Annotated in this window: 14 protein-coding genes; 6 read left to right on the forward strand and 8 right to left on the reverse strand. The window is 60.8% G+C overall.

Annotated features, from left to right (window positions below):
- Positions 1-584, reverse strand: a 584-nt coding sequence (locus OXG98_07750) for a nucleotidyltransferase domain-containing protein (GenBank protein MCY3771896.1), incomplete at its 3' end; no start/stop codon positions are given.
- Positions 581-787 (reverse strand): hypothetical protein, encoded by a 207-nt coding sequence (locus tag OXG98_07755; protein MCY3771897.1) that lies wholly within the window; start codon positions 785-787, stop codon positions 581-583. The genes OXG98_07750 and OXG98_07755, both read right to left, overlap by 4 nt.
- Positions 788-945: 158 nt before the next feature.
- Between OXG98_07755 and OXG98_07760 the strand changes: the two genes are divergently transcribed.
- Positions 946-1,425 carry an OsmC family protein gene (locus OXG98_07760; GenBank protein MCY3771898.1) on the forward strand — a complete coding sequence of 160 codons (480 nt, stop codon included), beginning with the start codon at positions 946-948 and terminating at the stop codon, positions 1,423-1,425.
- On the opposite strand, the gene OXG98_07765 is transcribed toward OXG98_07760, so the two are convergent.
- The gene (locus tag OXG98_07765; GenBank protein MCY3771899.1) at positions 1,406-2,560 is read right to left on the reverse strand and encodes an ATP-binding protein; all 1,155 of its coding nucleotides are present in this window, start codon (positions 2,558-2,560) and stop codon (positions 1,406-1,408) included. The two genes, OXG98_07760 and OXG98_07765, sit on opposite strands and share 20 nt — an antisense overlap.
- Before the next feature lie 247 nt (positions 2,561-2,807).
- Between OXG98_07765 and lexA the strand changes: the two genes are divergently transcribed.
- From lexA to OXG98_07785, 4 genes are all read left to right on the forward strand, one after another.
- Positions 2,808-3,422: a transcriptional repressor LexA gene (lexA, locus tag OXG98_07770; protein MCY3771900.1), complete on the forward strand. Its 615-nt coding sequence runs from the start codon at positions 2,808-2,810 to the stop codon at positions 3,420-3,422.
- A gap of 83 nt (positions 3,423-3,505) precedes the next feature.
- Positions 3,506-4,141 carry a recombinase A gene (locus tag OXG98_07775; protein ID MCY3771901.1) on the forward strand — a complete coding sequence of 212 codons (636 nt, stop codon included), beginning with the start codon at positions 3,506-3,508 and terminating at the stop codon, positions 4,139-4,141.
- Positions 4,086-5,576 carry a DNA polymerase Y family protein gene (locus OXG98_07780; protein ID MCY3771902.1) on the forward strand — a complete coding sequence of 497 codons (1,491 nt, stop codon included), beginning with the start codon at positions 4,086-4,088 and terminating at the stop codon, positions 5,574-5,576. The genes OXG98_07775 and OXG98_07780 overlap by 56 nt, the downstream gene beginning before the upstream one ends.
- Positions 5,573-8,788: an error-prone DNA polymerase gene (locus OXG98_07785; GenBank protein ID MCY3771903.1), complete on the forward strand. Its 3,216-nt coding sequence runs from the start codon at positions 5,573-5,575 to the stop codon at positions 8,786-8,788. Before OXG98_07780 ends, OXG98_07785 begins: the two co-directional genes overlap by 4 nt.
- Positions 8,789-8,883: 95 nt before the next feature.
- Here the strand turns inward: OXG98_07785 and OXG98_07790 are convergent, their stop codons facing one another.
- From OXG98_07790 to OXG98_07810, 5 genes are all read right to left on the reverse strand, one after another.
- Positions 8,884-9,210, reverse strand: a complete 327-nt coding sequence (locus tag OXG98_07790) for a TfoX/Sxy family protein (protein ID MCY3771904.1) — start codon at positions 9,208-9,210, stop codon at positions 8,884-8,886.
- Between the two features lie 224 nt (positions 9,211-9,434).
- Positions 9,435-9,767 (reverse strand): hypothetical protein, encoded by a 333-nt coding sequence (locus OXG98_07795; GenBank protein MCY3771905.1) that lies wholly within the window; start codon positions 9,765-9,767, stop codon positions 9,435-9,437.
- A gap of 107 nt (positions 9,768-9,874) precedes the next feature.
- A complete protein-coding gene (locus OXG98_07800) occupies positions 9,875-12,283 on the reverse strand; it encodes an ABC transporter permease (protein ID MCY3771906.1) in 2,409 nt (802 codons plus the stop codon).
- Between the two features lie 77 nt (positions 12,284-12,360).
- On the reverse strand, positions 12,361-12,687 hold the full coding sequence (locus OXG98_07805) for an NUDIX domain-containing protein (protein ID MCY3771907.1): 327 nt from the start codon (positions 12,685-12,687) through the stop codon (positions 12,361-12,363).
- 7 nt (positions 12,688-12,694) lie between these two features.
- Positions 12,695-13,396, reverse strand: a complete 702-nt coding sequence (locus tag OXG98_07810; protein ID MCY3771908.1) for a class I SAM-dependent methyltransferase — start codon at positions 13,394-13,396, stop codon at positions 12,695-12,697.
- A gap of 157 nt (positions 13,397-13,553) precedes the next feature.
- On the opposite strand from OXG98_07810, the gene OXG98_07815 reads away from it, so the two are divergent.
- Positions 13,554-15,050: a hypothetical protein gene (locus tag OXG98_07815; protein MCY3771909.1), complete on the forward strand. Its 1,497-nt coding sequence runs from the start codon at positions 13,554-13,556 to the stop codon at positions 15,048-15,050.
- The last annotated feature ends 139 nt before the right edge of the window (positions 15,051-15,189 follow it).

The following is a 15,189-nucleotide window of genomic DNA, read 5'->3' on the forward strand; positions in this document are numbered from 1 at the left end:
GTCTTGAGAAAGACCGGGATCAACTCCCTTTTGTTCAGGACAAATGAATCCGTCTTGTCCCACAGCAACAGACGAATCTCGATCAGCGTTCGGTTGACGGCGGCCACCACGCTATGCTCGGCGTCGGGTCGATCCGATCTCAACCATGTATGGAACACCCTTGCCCAGGCTCGAAAGTCGCTGCGGGCAGGCATGGGAACATTGGCCAGATCATAGCTTCCCCAGATGCGCTTCCCCTGTACAAGAAGCCTGTATATCTCGGGTACGAGTTCCTTTTCCGGGTCGTAAGGTGGGTAGATATCATTCTCCGGGAGTATGATACCTCCGAAGTCTTTCGGAATCCCGTACTTCAGGACCAATTCTGTTCGGATTGCTCGTAATCTGGATTTCAGGTCGTTGGAAACCGTATCGCGGGCGACAAGGGCCGTGTCGATGTCGCTTCGGCCCGGTATGTATTCGCCGGCGCCCAGTGATCCGATGACATAAACCCCGAGGATGCTGTCCTCTACATCCTCTTGCCTGGCGATTTCCGAGAACTCCCTGGCGATTTCCCAGGCGCGCGCTTTCGAGATGATGGCGTTCATGAGTGGTAGCCCGCATCGCCCCGCAGTTCGTCTTTCGTGTTCCAGAAGAGACCGATATCAATGGATTCTTCCTTGAATGTGGCGAGGCTCTCAAGGAAATCTTCCTTGTCCAGCAACCCTTTCTCTTCGAGCAGGTCCACGATGCCCAGGAGCAGGAGGCTGTTGGTCTGCGCCCAGGTTTCATGTCTTTCCTTTGATTTCATATTGAAGAACGGCCTTTCCTGTATTCCATTCGAGGATGCACATTGCTAATATACCTTCAAAACCGCCGAAGTCGCCGCCATTTTATGGTAAGTGAAATGGTATAAGCCCATCGTTCCCTCATTGGGTCGATTGTATCCAGTAGCCGTCGGGAGGCATCATGAACAAGCAGCATAAGTACGAGGTCAGTGTAACATGGACGGGCAATCTGGGCAATGGTTCGAGCGCCTATAGGGGCTATGCACGAGACTATGATATCGCATGCGAAGGCAAGCCGGTGATCAAGGGGTCCGCGGATCCCGGCTATCTGGGCGATGCCGGCCGCCATAATCCGGAGGACATGCTGGTGGCTTCTCTTTCGGCCTGCCACATGCTCTGGTATTTGCATCTTTGCACGGTGAATAAAGTCGTGGTGACCGCCTACGAAGATCACGCGGAAGGTGTGATGGAATTGAATCCGGACGGCTCGGCCCAGTTCGTTCACGTGACCCTCAGACCGCGCGTTTCGATAACCGCGGAGAGTGACGCGGCTGCCGCGGAACGACTGCACGAGCGGGCCAGTGCCATGTGCTTCATCGCCCGGTCCGTGAATTTCCCGGTCGAGCATGAGCCGGAAACGGTCATTGCGCTGAGCCAGTAGTAATAAACCCGATATAGTTTTCTGGATGAACAACCTGGAACGAACTCCCGGGATAGGCCTTGCGCCAGGCGCCAGGCACCCGGTGTGATCTGGCGGTCCATTTCATTTCCGTGGCAAGTAGTTGACCCCCCCACTCTTCTACCAGGTCGATTTCCTGGCGATCGTAGGTACGCCAGAAGTAGCTTTCCGCCAGGCGCCCGTTGTAAAGGTTGTACTTCAGTCGCTCCACCAGGATATAGCTTTCCCACAGTTCCCCCGCGTCATCCCGCATTGCCAGTGGGTTGAAGTTGTTGATCAACCCGTTCCTGATGCCGTTGTCGTAGAAGTAATACCGGCGGCTCTTGGTGATTTCCTTTCGCAGGTTGCGGCTGAAACCCCGGCGGCTGTAGAGAATATAGGATTTCTCGAGCAGGTCGAGATAGCGATCCACGGTGTTCGCGTTCATGCCCAACTGGGTGCCCAGTTCGGACGTCGATACCTCGCGCCCGATCTGGAAGGCGACCAGTTGTAGTAGCCTGAGCAGCTTGTCCGCATGGCGTATGCCTTCCAGCTGGAGTATGTCCCTGAAAAGATAGGAAGCGATCAGCTCCTTTATATAGAGTTGCCGATCTTCGTTCGAGTGCATGAGGACGACTTCGGGATACGATCCGTAGACCAGCCGAAGTTCGAGATGGGCCCTTGTCTGGTGCGCGGATTCGGTTTCCTGGAGTTCCAACTGGGCCAGGGGCAGAAGCAGCAGGGTATACTTGCGGCCGGTCAGAGGCTCGCCGGTTTGACTGGCCAGGTCGAAGGAAGACGAACCCGTGGCGATGATCCGGAGTCCTGCGACGTGGTCGGCCAGCAGCTTGAGATTCAGCCCGATCTGCCGGATATGCTGGGCTTCGTCGATGATCAGCGTACGGCGGCGGCCGACGAAGGACGTCAGTTTGGCCAGAGACTGACTCTCGAGATACTCCCGCACCACGATATCCTCCCCCGTCACGAGCAGGGCGTCGGAGTCGTGGTTCTGGATATAACGCTTGATTAGCGTGGTCTTGCCCACTCTTCTGGGACCGTAAACCAAGACCACTTTGCCCGGTGTGACCAGGTGGGCGAGCCTGGTGAGTTGCGCTTGAGGAATGTAAATATCAGTCATTATATTAACATAATTAATGTAAATTATGTTAATAGTCAAGGTGTTATTTTGAAAAGGACGCTTTATTTGAATCTTCTCCTCCAAAACGCTTGACATAACAGACAATTGTCTGTTTTATGGGTTTTCAGATGCTCGTTTGATATGCTGATCGTTCTGGCGCGCCTGCTGGTACGTCGTCCTATATTGAAGCGCCAGCCGTATTAGCGCGCTGGCCCGTATCCTCATCCCCGAACCCTGGGAGATCATCGTGGCCTACACGTCGCCTGGAAAGACCCGGGAGAAGATCTACGATTTCGTGCGAGAGCGGATCCTGAACGGGTCCCCGCCCACGACCCGGGATGTGCAGCGCGCATTCGGGTTCCGGGCGGTACAGTCGGCCCGTCAGCATCTGGAAAAACTGGTGTTCGAAGGGAAGCTCGCCAAGGTGGACGGCAGGTCCCGGGGGTACCGGCTGCCGGAGTTCGGCAAGGCCATCCCGCCCCAGTTGATCCCTATGCTGGGGCGCGTCCAGGCGGGCGAACTGACCGAGGCCATGGAGGATCCGCCGGAATACATCATGGCCCAGACGCGCTTCGAGGACAGCGAGCTCTTCGCGCTGACCGTGGAGGGAGAGAGTATGCTCCATGCCGGCATCCTTCCGGGGGACATGGTGATCGTGCGTCGGCAGCCGACGGCCGTACCGGGGGACATCGTGGTGGCGCTGGTGGGCGATGAGACGACGGTGAAGCGGTACCGGGAGCGAGACGGCCGCGTCGAGTTGCATCCGGAGAACGACGCCTTCAGTCCGATCATTCCCCGTGAGGACGGCGCGACCTTTTCGCTCCTGGGCAAGGTCATCGAGGTGCGCCGGAGCGTTGACTAAGGTCACGCCGGGTAAGGAGCACCGGATAGACGCGTCGAGCAAGAAACACCGGGTAGAATCATCGGACAACCGAAGGAACAATCATGTCGGCCCCGCAGGACCGGGATCTGCAGGATCTCGAGCCCTACTTCACGCAGATACCTGTCGGAGATCGGAAGGAGCAGCCGTGCTGGTCGCGTGCGCAACTGGCCGGACGCCTTTGCGAGCTCTCGTCCCTCCCCGGGACCGCCCTGCTGACCGCTGCTTTCCGGCTGGTGCTGGACGCGCAGCTCGAGGGCGAACCGGCAGCCTGGATCACGGCGACGCCGGATACCTTCTTCGCGCCGGACGCGGCGGAGAGCGGGGTGGATCTGGACGCCCTGGTGGTCATTCGAGTCCCGGACGCCCGGGCCGCGGCGCGCGCGGCGGACCGGGTCCTGCGGTCGGGCGGCTTCGGTTTGATCGTAATGGATCTGTACGCCGATTCCAGGATTTCCGTGCCGCTGCAGGTGCGCCTGGCCCGGCAGGCGCGGGACCACCATGCCGCCCTCCTGTGCCTGACCGCCAAGTCCCGGGAGGCGCCTTCGCTGGGGTCGATGGTTTCCCTGAGAGGCCAGACATCTTGCCGCCGCCTGGCGGTCGACCGTTTTCAATACGAAATCGAAATCCTGAAGGACAGACGCCATGGCCCGGGCTGGCGCCACACCGAAATCTGCCGCGGGCCGGACGGCCTGCATTAACATCCGGGCGCTGCCGCTGCAGCTCCTGCTGAGGAGCCATCCGGAATGGCGGGAGAGACCGGTGGCGGTAGTGGAGGAAGAAAACCCCCTGAGTCCCGTTCTATGGCTCAACGCCGCGGCTTTCCGGAACGGGATCCGGCCGGGCATGCGGTACGCCGCGGCCCTTTCCCTGGACCGCGGCCTGTGCGCCGGGACGGTTTCGGAGGAGGAACTCCGGGCCGCGGTCCGGCAGGTCCACGGGAAGTTGGACCGCTTCAGTCCCCGGGTGGAGCCGTGCGGGGACGAGCCTGGGGTCTTCTGGGTGGACGCGGGCGGACTGGGATGGCTCTACGGGTCGCTGGAGGGCTGGGCCGGACAGATGCACGCCTGCCTTTCCCGGTTGGAACTCTCGGCGAGCATCGCGGTCGGCTTCGGCCGTTTCGGCACGTATGCCATCGCCAGGACGAAGGACGCGGTGGCCGTTCTCCCCTCCGTGGGAGCCGAGGAAGCCGAGAGCCGCAAGGTGCGACTGCTGGATCTTCAGATCGAGCCGAAACTGCGGGAACGCCTGGACAGGCTGGCTGTGCATACCGTGGGGGACTTCCTGACCCTTCCCGGGGAGCGTATCGCCAGGCATCTCGGCGAGCAGGCCAGGGAATTCTATCGCTTCGCGGCGGGAGACCGGTCCCTGCCCCTTCAGCCACGGGGCCTTTCCGAACCGCTCCGCGCCCGGATGGAACTGGACGCGAACGAATCGGACGTCCGGGGCCTCCAGTTCCGAGTGTCCCAGCTATTGGCGCCCCTGTTGAAGGCCGTCGCAGGAAGATGCCAGGCGGTTTCGGCGCTCCGGCTGGAGTTCCGCCAGGAGGATAGGGCGCGGCGCCGCTTTCGCATCCAGGCGGCTGAGCCGACGCTGGCCGCGCCGGCCCTGCTGGAGCTCGTCGGTCTGCACCTGGAAACGGTCTCCTTCCCCTTTCCCCCGGTAGAGTTGTCTCTTGAGGTGGAGGGGGTGGCCGTCACCGCCGAGAAACTGAATCTCTTGCAGGAGAATCCGAACCGCGATGCCGGGTCGGCCATGCGCGCCCTGGCACGGGTCCGGGCCGAGTTCGGATCCGGTTCGGTGCTCACGGCCCAGCTGAGATCGGGGCATCTGCCGGAGGCCCGTTTCGCGTGGCATCCCTTCGGCAAGCTCGCCGCGGCCAGCCCTCGGCCGGTCGCGGTGCGCTCCCTGGTGCGGCGCGCCCATGCCAGCCCTCGCGTCCTGGAAGGCCTGCCCGTGAACTGGCCGTCGCCACCGGCCCCGGGCCCGCCCCCGGAACACCTGGTCAGCGGCGGATGGTGGGTCCGGGAGGTCCGGAGGGACTACCGCTTCGTCGACACCGGCCGGGGAGAGACCCTCTGGGTCTATTACGACCACCGGAGAGCCCGCTGGTACGTGCAGGGGCGGGTCGAATGATGCGGCCGTCCCGGGCCCGGTCCGAGGCGCGTGATCCCGCCCCGTCCCCGTCGCCCCGGGATCCGTCCCGGCCACCCTCGAACCCTGCCTACGCGCCCCTCTGGTGCAAGAGCAACTACTCCTTTCTGGAGGGGGCCAGCCACCCCGAGGAACTGATGGGAGCCTGCCGGCACCTGGGCATTCGGTCCCTGGCCCTTACCGACCGCAACGGGGTGTACGGCATTGTCCGGGCGCACGTGCGCGCCCGGGAACTGGACGTCCACCTGATCGTGGGATCGCAGGTCAGCCTCCAAGACGGTTCGGAAGTCCTGCTGCTGGTGCAGAACCGGGAAGGCTATGCCCGGCTCTGCCGGCTGCTGACCGCCGGGCACCTGCGCGCCTCCAAGGGGAACTGCAGAGTAAGCTGGCAGGAGGTGTGCCGCCACAGCCCCGGCCTGATCGCCCTGTGGATCGGCGATCCCACCTCTCCCGGCTCCGAACCCATCCTCGAACAACTCCACGCGGCCTTCAAAGACCGCCTGTACGTGGTCCTGGTCCGACACCGGCGGGCGGACGAGACCCTGAAGGAGATCCGCTTGCGGGAGATGGCAGACCGGTTCGGCCTGCCCACCGTTGCCGCCGTGGAGGTCCTCTACCATACGCCCGAACGGCGGCGCCTGCAGGACGTGCTGACCTGCATCCGGGAGGGCGTGACGCTGCCCGCGGCCGGACGCCTCCTCCGGCCGAACGACCAGCACGCCCTGAAGGGACCGGAAGACATGGCACGGCTCTTCGGCGATGACCCGGCGTCCCTCGAACGAACGCGCGAGATAGCCGACCGCTGCACCTTCTCCCTCGGCGAACTGCGCTACCGCTACCCGCTGGAGCGTCTGCCGAAGGGCAAGACGTCCATCCAGTACCTGGAGGAGCGCACCTTCGCGGGCGCGAAACGCCGCCTGGGCGACAGGCTCGCGTCGAAAGTGATTCCCCAGTTGAAGAAGGAACTCGCCCTGATCCGGGAACTGGAGTACGAGGGCTATTTCCTGACCATGCACGAGATCGTGGAGTATTGCGGCCGCGAGGACATCCTCTGCCAGGGCCGCGGGTCGGCGGCCAACTCCGCCGTCTGCTTTTCGCTGGGCATCACCAGCGTGGACCCCACCCAGGTGGACCTCCTCTTCGAGCGTTTCCTGTCGAGGGAAAGGGCCGAGCCGCCGGACATCGACCTGGACATCGAGCACAACCGCCGGGAGGAGGTGATCCGGCACGTATACCAGAAGTACGGGCGCACCCACGCCGCCATGGTGGCCAACGTGGTTCGCTACCGCCATCGATCCGCCATCCGGGAGGTGGGAAAAGCACTGGAGATACCGGCAACCAGCCTGGACCGTCTGTCCAAACTGGTATCTCACGAACGCTGGGACGGGGCCTTCATCCGGCGGGCCGGTCTCGACCCGGAGAACCCGGCTCTGCGCCACCTGCACGTCCTGGTGCGGGAGATCCAGGACTTTCCCCGCCACCTCTCCATCCATCCCGGGGGCTTCATGCTGGGCCATTACCCCGTCCATGACCTGGTGCCCATCGAGAGCGCCACCATGGAAGGGCGGACCGTGATCCAGTGGGACAAGGAGGATGTGGAGGACGCGGGGTTGTTCAAAGTAGATCTCCTGGGCCTGGGCGCCCTCAACATGCTGCACCTCGGCTTCGACCTCCTGCGGCGGCACCGCGGGATGAAACTCACCCTGGCCGATCTCCCCCCGGGGGACACCGCCACCTTCGACCTGATCTGCCGCAGCGACACGGTGGGGGTGTTCCAGATCGAGAGCCGGGCCCAGATGGCCATGCTGGGGCGCCTGAAGCCGCGCACCTACTACGACCTGGTGATCGAGATCAGCATCGTCCGTCCCGGGCCCATTACGGGCGGCATGGTCCATCCCTACCTGCGGCGGCGCAACGGAGTAGAGGAAATCACCTATCCCCACGAGTGCCTCAAGCCCGTCTTGGAGAAGACCCTGGGCGTGCCCCTCTTCCAGGAGCAGGTGATGCAACTGGCCATGGTGGCGGCGGACTACACCCCCGGCGAGGCCGACCAGCTCCGGCGGGACATGGCCGCCTGGCGGCGTTCGGGACGAATCGATCGGCACCGGGAACGGCTGGTCACGCGCATGATGAGGAAGGGCATCGAGCATGAATTCGCCGAACGCGTCTTCCAGCAGATCCGGGGGTTCGGCGAGTACGGCTTCCCGGAGAGCCACGCCGCCAGTTTCGCCCACATCGCCTACGCCACCGCCTACCTGCGATGCCACTTCCCGGCGGAGTTCACCTGCGCCCTGCTGAACGCCCAGCCCATGGGGTTCTACTCGCCCGCCACCATCGTCAACGACGCCCGGATACATGGGGTGGAGGTGCGGCCGGTGAGCATACGCCACAGCCGCTGGGACTGCACCCTGGAGGAGATTGCAGCGGAAGGCGCGGGTGATCACAGAGGCAGCGCAGGGAGCGGCCACAAGAGCGAGGCTTCCGCCCGGTTCGCGGTGCGTATGGGACTGCGCTATGTCCAGAGACTGAGCAAAGGAGACTGGGAGAGGCTGGACCGGGCCATGGAGCAGGCCCCCTTCCGGGACCTTCCGGACGTCGCCCGGCGGAGCGGACTCCACGAGGACAAGCTGGAGTCCCTGGCCGAGGCGGGCGCCTTCGCGTGCTTCGGCCTGGAACGCCGCCGCGCCCTCTGGCAGGTCCTGGGCAGTAACCCCCGGCAGCCGCCCGCGCTGTCGCTCGACAGCCGCACCTCCCCGCCCCGGTTTCCCTCCCTGAGCAGCCTGGAAACCATTGTCTGGGACCATCAGGTCAGCGACCATAGCGTACTGGGTCACCTCCTGGAACCATTGCGCCCCGGCCTGGCCGCCCGGGGGCTGCCCTCGGCACGGGAGCTCAACGGGATGCCGGACGGCAGCCCGGTCCATTACGTGGGCATGGTCATCTGCCGCCAGCGCCCCGGAACCGCCCAAGGCGTCACCTTCATGACGCTGGAGGACGAAACGGGCTTCGCGAACCTGGTCATCTGGGAGAATGTATTCGAGCAGTATTCCGCGCTGGTCAGGACGCTTCCCTGCTTAGGCGTGACCGGAAACCTGCAGGTGGGAGAAGGGGTAGTCCACCTCGTGGCCGAGGCGTTCTGGGACCCGAGGCTTGAGGATGGGTCATTGCGTCTGAAGAGCCGGGATTTTCATTAGACTTGCATTGGACGGTATCCAGACTTGCAATCAGCCGCCACATAAAATTTCAGTCAGCCTCAGCTCAGCATTGCAACTGGCCGGTATCAAAATCTTCACTTAGCCGGCAGGGATGCGGCGTAAGCCGCGGCGCGGTCCACCCAGTCTTTAAGACCTTGCTCGGATGCGATGCCCGGCGGTTCCACCAGCGCCCATCCCTTCATGGTCCGTCCCGCGATGTCGGCGGGTCTCGTGTGCGGTTCGCCCAGCGTCTCGTCGTGCTTCTCCCGTTCGAGCCGCACGATGAGCGAGTCTTTCCAGGTTCCCACGCACATATTGCCGTTGATCATGAAACAGACGCCGCCGAACATGTTTCGTTCGGAGTATCCGTTCCGCTTCGAAAGAAGGGGACGAATCCGACCGGCTAATACGTCATTGCTCATCTTGCCCTGCCCTTTCGGTCTTCAATGATATTCACCGCACTGGGTCGCAGCGTAGCATTTCATCAGTCTGCCAACTGTAGCGTCAGTCCGTCATAAGCCACCCGGCAACCATGCCCCCTGGCGTATTCATCCCGAATAAATGTGTCCATTCGGGCCGTGATCTGAGACCGGATCTTACTTGCAAGACGAGCGACCGGGCTGACTACGCGGATTCGTTCAGGCGCCTACGCATTCCGGGCATCCTTCAGTTTGCCCATCCACGCAAGTATCACGATGACGACCGGCCAGATCATCGTATTGATTAAATCGTGTATACTTGCGGTTACCGCAGCCATGCGAAAATAACCCAGATGGTGATAGCCATCTCTTAGATCAAGAATCTCCATCAGTGATGCTACAACCGCTACCGGGATCAAACAACTCGTTTTAACAACGCCTTTTTTCCAAAGGACGACCATCGCAAAAAACACGATCAATCCTATATGGATGTGAATCGAGTCCCTTGAAAGTTCCAATATGGATAAGATTTCCAACTTGGCGTTCTGATATGCGGACATTTCTCAACCAGTCCCTTTCATTTCGGAGGTTTCCGGCCCACATAGAGTATGTGCCTGGGGGCCGCCACGATACTTTGCTCGGATGAACGCGGTACTATCGTATCGCCTCAGCAGCCCTGACTCAGCGCGTTGACCGGATTCTTTCGCGATGCGGAAACCGCGTGGGCTCCGATGGTCAGCCAGGCGATGATCAGTGCGACGACGCCACCCGCTATAAACCACATGAATTCGATTTCGGATGCATACGCATAGTTCTGCAGCCAGCGCGTCATAGCGAAGTACGCCAACGGCCAGGCGATTACATTGGCCAGAAGGACGTACTTCACGAAGTCCTTCGAGAACAGCAGCACGATTTCCGGAATGGTCGCCCCGAGCACCTTCCGAATTCCGATTTCCCTGGTTCTCTGCTGGATCGAGAAGGAAGACAGTCCAAGGAGACCCAGGCAGGCCACGAAGATCGCGAGAAAGGCGAAGACCGCGAAGACCGTACCCAGTTGATGTTCGGCGCGGTAGAGGCTGTTGAAGTCATCGTCAAGAAACGTGTATGACAGGGGATATACGGGATCGACATCCCGCCACACTTCCCGGATCCGGGCGATGGTATCCGATACGTCCTCCGGCCTGATTCGGATGAGTATGTAGGTGAAGTAGTTGGGATCGTGTACGAAAACGATCGGCTCGATTTCCTCGCGAATCGATTGCAGGTGAAAATCCGCCATGACCCCCAGCACCCGTCCCTGCAATCCACCGTACTCGATCCATTCGACCGGCATGCCAATTGCGTCGGGAGGCGCTTTCCAGCCCAATTTCTGTGCCGCGGTCTCGTTCAACAGGATGACCATGGTTGAATCCATACCCCATTCGACCGGAAAGTTCCTGCCTGCCGCGAGACCGATTTCCATGATATCCAGGTACTGATCGTTCGATGCGAACACGGACACGATCAGATTGTCCTCGGGGCTCATCCTATCGGAACGGACGGCCATAATCCGCGGTGCGTTCACGCCCGGGACCCCATCGGTCGTCGCCATTCCGACCACGCCGGGCAACTGCGCTAAGCGCTGTTTCAGTACTGGGGTACTTTCCCGTTGAACCTGGCCGGTAATGGGGACGACCATCACGTGCTCTTTGTTGAAACCGAGTCTCATGTTCTGTATGTACTCGAGTTGGTCGTATATGACGGCCGTGCTGACCAACAGAAAGATGGACATGACGAATTGGATCACCACCAGGACCTGCCGCAACCCCAGCCCATGGGTTCCCGACTTCAAACTTCCTTTCAGTACTTCGGTGGGCAGGAAGCCCGAAAGATAGACTGCGGGATAGCTACCGGCCGCCACTGCAATCAAGATGGTACCAGCGCCGAGTGCCCCCAGCACCCAACCGTTCGACAGCGCAAAGTCCAGGTGCTTTCCGGCCAGCACGTTCACGCCGGGCAGGGCGAGGTGCGCGACCGCGACTGCGACGATCATGGCAAGTCCGGCCATGACGACGGCTTCTCCCAGGAACTGACCCAGCAACTGGGATCGGTTGGCCCCCATCACCTTGCGCACGCCCACCTCCCTGGCGCGCATGGCCGCCCGTGCCGTGGCCAGGTTCACGAAGTTGATGCACGCGGTGAGCGGTATCAGGAATGCGATGATCAGGAAGAGCACCACGTAGCGGAAATCTCCGTTGGGCTCGATTTCGCTGTCCCTGTGCGAATGCAGGTGGATGTCTACCAGGGGCTGCAGCGATGGTCTCAGTACTTTGGTCGACTCGCGGAACCTGCCTGATTTATTCCGTTCCACGAAGGCGGGCAGTTGCGCTTCCAGGTCATCCGAAGAGGCGTATTCATGCAGCCTGATGTAGGTATAACGTTTCTCGTGCATTTCCCATTCATCGAGGCTGTTGGGATAAATCGCATCACGTGTTATAAGGGATATGATCATATCCGGGCGCAGATGCGAATTGGCCGGGATGTTCCGCATGACGCCGGTCACCGTGAAGTCCCAGACATTGTCCCCCCTGAGGACTTTCCCCATGGGTTCGTCGTCGCCGAAATACTTGAAGGCCATTTCCTCCGAGATCACGATCGAATAGGGTTCGGTCAGCGCGATCCGGGGATTGCCGGCGACAAACGGGATGGCAAACATGTCGAGCAGGGCCGCATCGGCCCAGATGACCCTTTTCTCATAGAAACGTTGCTCTTCATGCATGATGAACCAGGCGGATGTCGTGCCTCTCACCCGGGCGAAGAGCTCGATTTCGGGGAAATCACGTTTCAGGGCGGGTCCCCATCCCGAGGGCGATCCCGCCGTCCGGACCGTCTGTCCGGCGCTTTCTATATCATCGATGACCCGGTAAACCCGGTCGGCATGGGGATGATATCGATCGTAGCTCAACTCGTCCCAGACGTAGAGCAGGATCAGCATGCAGGCCGCCAGGCCGATCGCGAGTCCCACGATGTTCATGAGCGTGTAGGCGGGATACCGTAGCAGGTTTCGTAGGGCTATGATGAGGTAGTTGTGGAGCATAGGATTCTCAACCGACCTGGCTTTAAGTTCTACAGGATGCAGTGTCGAGCTAGGCGGCAGATGACACAGGTGAGGTATTATTGCCAACCGTAGCTGTCAAAGAACTGCCCGTTTCCGCACCATCTCGACGCAGCAAGAAAGAACGAAATCCTTTCGTCGTTTTCTTTCCTGTGCATTACCCCGACTACCTCGATATCTATAGACCGTATCTCGATGCCAGCTTCCTCCTTTGCCTCCCGGACAGCAGCTTCTATCACTTCTTCGTGGCCGTCGAGATGTCCTGCGATCACGCTATAGTTTCCGTCTTCGTATCCAGTGTTAGTCCGTCTGAGCATTAAGATTTCGTCCCTGTCGTTCTTTAGGAAAACACGAACGTCCGTGATCAGTTTGAATTTGTCGGCCATAACAGATTTACTCTTGATAAACTTGACGTGAGTGCAATGGTCTCATCAATATTGTCCACAGACCCAGTATGCCGAACAGTCCGCTATCATCAGACTGAACTTTCATGGGGCGAAACTCAATGATTTCAAAGCGGTGCTGCAGAATTCTTCGCAATCTATCTTCTGTGTACCCGATCCCAGGCGGCATCCTGCCTTCTTCGTAGATTTCCCAGTCTTCTTTGGGAACTCCGGCCGATGTGTCGAAGCAGGTCATCTCGAACATCCCGTTCGGCTTGAGTACTGCATGTATCTTTTCGAGATAGTATGGCCGTCGATGAGGCTGCAGGTGATGAAGAAGGCCTGCATCGTAGGCCAGGTCGAAAATCGACCCGACAATGAAATTGACGTCCACTTCCGACCGTCGCGCAAGGGAGCGACCTCGTTCGATCGCGGTTTCTGACAGGTCGATGGCGTCGACCCGGTACCCCCCTTTCGCCAGGTATACGGCGTTACGACCTATCCCACAACCGAGATCTATGGCATTGCCGGGCGTAAGACAATCCTGTTCGAAGCAACTGACTAGATTCTCGTCCGGTTTATCTGTAAGAAATGGTGGATTTCGTTTTCCCTGAGCATAGAAGGACTCCCAGTCGATCTTGCCGGACAAGGCAAGATCGAGCCGTTCCGCGTCCCGTATGGTGTGGATGGGTTTTCTGGGGATGCTTGACAACTCGTGGCCTTGTTTATGACAATCATATTGAATTGTCTATGTAATTAAGATATACCTTATTGCCGATTTTCAAACCACGTTACTTACATTAAACACCTGACAGTCCATCCGGTCTTTAGTCGACACGAGTCCGACCCTGGAGTACCCGAATCCTACGATGTCCGGCCCAACGAACAACACAAAGCAACAAGCCTCGATCTCGGTGATCCGCCACGAAAGACCCCGATTGTTCAGGCCGGCCGACGATCCTGACTTCCGTCTCAAGGCTCCGTCCGATCCGGTTCGCCGTCGCATTCTCTCCAACCTGCTGGACGACTGTGCGTTGTATGCGGACCAGCGGCCGTGGCGACGGGTACCGCGTCGAACCCACAGCCCGCACCCCAACCACCAGCTCTACCTGACCTTCTACACCGCCATGCAGGCCACGGCCCTGATCGAGAATTACGCCTTTGCCTGGCGGCTTACGGGCGACCCGCGCTGGCTTGGGCGAGCCCGCGCATGGCTGCGGGCCGCGGCGAACTGGGACCATGGCGACCACGTGGAGGAGCACTTCTACACGGCCAACCGCTACATGCACGCTTTCGCACTTGCCCTCGATCTGATGGACGAGGCATTGCCTGATGCCGAGAAGTGCCAGGTTCGCAACAGTCTCGTGGGGTTGATGGATCGCTGGTGGCCGTACGTGGACGAACGGCGGCACTTCACGGCCGGCGGGCACCACACCGTCGTCGACTATGGGCATTTCGGAGTGGCTGCGCTTCACCTGCTGGGTGAGCACCCCCGGGCGGAAGTATGGTTGCAGGCGGTCATCGATCGATTCCGATGCGGCATCCTGCCCCACGGCTGTGGTCCCGGCGGCGAGCCCGTCGACGGACCCACCTTCTGGGGATTTGAAAACCTCTGGCTTTTGCATTTCGTCGATGCGCTTCGCAACGTGAGCGGTATCGACCTGTCGAGTGAGGCACCCGACAGGCTGCGTCTGCCGCTGAACTGGTTCCGCGCCCACTGGACCGCGCCTCGCGAGATTCCCGATCAGCTCTACTATCCTGTCAATGCCAACGTTGTGCTCGGCGGCCAGCTCGACGTCAACTCGCCGGTGCTCCTGAGGCTGGCCCAGGAGGCCGGAGACGGGCGGCTGCGCGACGTGGCCCTTTCCGATCCCCGCCTGGGCCGGCTGTTTCGCTTCGGAATGGGCGTCAGGGGTACGACGGCGGAGTGTATGATTTCCTACGGGCCGTACGCCTATTGCTACTACGATCCCGCGTTCCGCTCAACCAGGGCGCGGCGAGTGACTTCGCTGGCGGGTCGTTTCGATATGTACACGGGCCGATTCGCCGTGATGCGCAGCAGTCACGGTCCCGACGCGGCCATCCTGTGCGTCAGCGGATACGACGGCGGACTGGCCGCCAGCTTCATGAGCCTGCACGTTCAGTGGGCGGGCCGTCCCCTGCTGCGCACCATAAGCGCCTTCGAGGCCCAGCCGACGACCTGTGGCAGCCTGCCCTGCGTGGGCGGCCAGAACGAGACCGTCGCCATGACGGGCGGTCTGAGGCGCACGAAGGACTGGCAGCGGCTGCGCGTCTCCTCCCGGCGAACCGAGCACGAATACTGGATATCACGAGGGGGGCCCTCTGGTCCGTCGTCGGCTGGCTGACACTCGGCGCGCCCCGCGCCGGCAGCTTCGCACCATCCATGCCCTGGCAAACAAAAGAGGTCCAGCCACTGTGATCAACACCGCTACCCGTCTGCCCGCCGCCACCTGGCGCGACTACCTGACCCTGACCAAACCCAAA

The organism is Gemmatimonadota bacterium, from assembly GCA_026706345.1.
GTDB lineage: Bacteria > JAAXHH01 > JAAXHH01 > JAAXHH01 > JAAXHH01 > JAAXHH01.

What these genes read in the sequence shown, in the direction of transcription:
- OXG98_07755 (MCY3771897.1), bottom strand. Translation starts at nt 787, where the DNA reads ATGAAATCAAAGGAAAGACATGAAACCTGGGCGCAGACCAACAGCCTC.
- OXG98_07760 (MCY3771898.1), top strand. Translation starts at nt 946, where the DNA reads ATGAACAAGCAGCATAAGTACGAGGTCAGTGTAACATGGACGGGCAAT.
- OXG98_07765 (MCY3771899.1), bottom strand. Translation starts at nt 2,560, where the DNA reads ATGACTGATATTTACATTCCTCAAGCGCAACTCACCAGGCTCGCCCAC.
- OXG98_07775 (MCY3771901.1), top strand. Translation starts at nt 3,506, where the DNA reads ATGTCGGCCCCGCAGGACCGGGATCTGCAGGATCTCGAGCCCTACTTC.
- OXG98_07780 (MCY3771902.1), top strand. Translation starts at nt 4,086, where the DNA reads ATGGCCCGGGCTGGCGCCACACCGAAATCTGCCGCGGGCCGGACGGCC.
- OXG98_07785 (MCY3771903.1), top strand. Translation starts at nt 5,573, where the DNA reads ATGATGCGGCCGTCCCGGGCCCGGTCCGAGGCGCGTGATCCCGCCCCG.
- OXG98_07790 (MCY3771904.1), bottom strand. Translation starts at nt 9,210, where the DNA reads ATGAGCAATGACGTATTAGCCGGTCGGATTCGTCCCCTTCTTTCGAAG.
- OXG98_07795 (MCY3771905.1), bottom strand. Translation starts at nt 9,767, where the DNA reads ATGTCCGCATATCAGAACGCCAAGTTGGAAATCTTATCCATATTGGAA.
- OXG98_07800 (MCY3771906.1), bottom strand. Translation starts at nt 12,283, where the DNA reads ATGCTCCACAACTACCTCATCATAGCCCTACGAAACCTGCTACGGTAT.
- OXG98_07805 (MCY3771907.1), bottom strand. Translation starts at nt 12,687, where the DNA reads ATGGCCGACAAATTCAAACTGATCACGGACGTTCGTGTTTTCCTAAAG.
- OXG98_07815 (MCY3771909.1), top strand. Translation starts at nt 13,554, where the DNA reads ATGTCCGGCCCAACGAACAACACAAAGCAACAAGCCTCGATCTCGGTG.